1 protein-coding gene is annotated in these 1,578 nt (G+C 64.4%); it reads right to left on the bottom strand.

Annotated features, from left to right (window positions below; genetic code table 11):
• Positions 1-86 precede the first annotated feature (86 nt).
• Positions 87-1,478 carry an ISNCY family transposase gene (locus BST11_RS26740; protein ID WP_083141165.1) on the bottom strand — a complete coding sequence of 464 codons (1,392 nt, stop codon included), beginning with the start codon at positions 1,476-1,478 and terminating at the stop codon, positions 87-89.
• Positions 1,479-1,578 lie beyond the last annotated feature (100 nt).

Here is a 1,578-nt window from a genome sequence, read left to right as displayed (position 1 = left end):
TACTTCGACCTGAAAAACCATTGAGGTGGTGAGGACGGGTTGGTGAGCGGTGGTCGGGTGCCGGATGGGTTTGCGGTGTCGGCTTTTCATGCCGCGAGGGCGCCGATCTTGACGAGGTTGTGGGCGAAGACGCCGTGTCCGCACCAGGTTCGGGCTCCGTGGATGCTGGTGAGTTCGGTGCGGTTCCAGCCATAGCTTCGTTTGATGTGATTGATTCGTCCCTCGGATCCGGTGCGCCATTTGATCTTGTCGCGGAAGGCTCGGCGGTGTTCGAAGTCGCGGCGCGCCGCAGTGGGTTTGCTTTTGCGTGGGATCGCCACACTGCGCACACCGAGCTCGTGCAAGTCATGTTCAACAGATGCCTCGCCGTAGCCGCGGTCGGCGGTGACCGCGCGCGGTGTGTGGCCAGTGCGGCGGGTGATCCGTTCGATCGCCGGGGCCAGCTGCGGGGCGTCGGGCGGGTTCCCCATCTCGACGTTGTGGTCGAGGATGACCCCGTCGGCGTTGTCCACGATTTGGGCTTTGTAACCGAACTCGACGGGCTTGCCCAGGCGTCCTTTGCGGATCGGGCGGGCGTCTATATCGTGCAGGCTGACCAGCCGGGTGGCTGATTCGGGCATCACCCCGGACAGGCGGGAACGGGCCTGGGCGACAACGCGTTCGGTGCATCTCACGATGGTGTTCAGGGCGTTGATCGCCCGGTGCAGTCGGCCTTTGCGCCGCCCGGTTGCCGTGCGCAGCGCACGTTTGGCATTGCGGATCACCGTCGTGGCCTCACCCATCGCTTGTTCGGCGATTCCGGCCAGTTCACCGGTGATGCGCTGCACCGCGCTCTGGGCCTGGTCGCGTTGCTGCTGTCCGCGCAGTCGCAGCTTGGCCGCGATCGAGCGGGCTCGCCGACCCGCCGAGCGGCGCCGATCACGCGCCCGGGTGCCGGTGGCGCCTCCGGCGGCCTTGATCCGCGCCACGGTACGCGCCATCGTGCCGATCGCCTTGGCCAACAAACCCGAATCAGTCGGATAGGCCACCGCGGCCTCCACCACAGTGGTGTCGGCGCGGACCTTGTCGGTGCGCAGCAGCTTGGCCGAGGCCGCCTTGGCCAGCAGCGCCTCGTTCAGCCCGGTGACCGCGTCGTCACCGCAGCGGGTGGTGATCTTCATCAACGTGGTCGGGTGAGGCACCCGGGTACCGAACGGAATCCGGCAAAACCGCTGCCAGGAGATCGAATCGGAAACTTCCCGACACAACGACTCGTAGCCCAGCCGGTAGCGGAACTTCAGAAACATCAACCGCAGATAGGTCTCCATCGGGATCGACGGACGACCGATCCGCGCATCGAAATACGACGCGAACGGCGCGAAGAACACCGGATCATCCAGCAGCCCATCCACCCGACCCAACTCGACGGGCAACACCAACAACTCCGACGGCAGGATCGAATCCCACAACGTCGGCTGATCGTTTACAGTACGAAACATGATGTCCTCGAATCCTTCTCGCCAAGGGTTCGAGGACATCATCCCAGCTCAGCGATCCTCAAAAGGCTCGACACGCCCCGACTTTTTCAGGTCGAAGTAG

Source organism: Mycobacterium alsense, from assembly GCF_002086635.1.
GTDB lineage: Bacteria > Actinomycetota > Actinomycetes > Mycobacteriales > Mycobacteriaceae > Mycobacterium > Mycobacterium alsense.
Note: the sequence above shows the minus strand (reverse complement) of the source record. Positions and strands in the feature narration are given on the sequence as shown.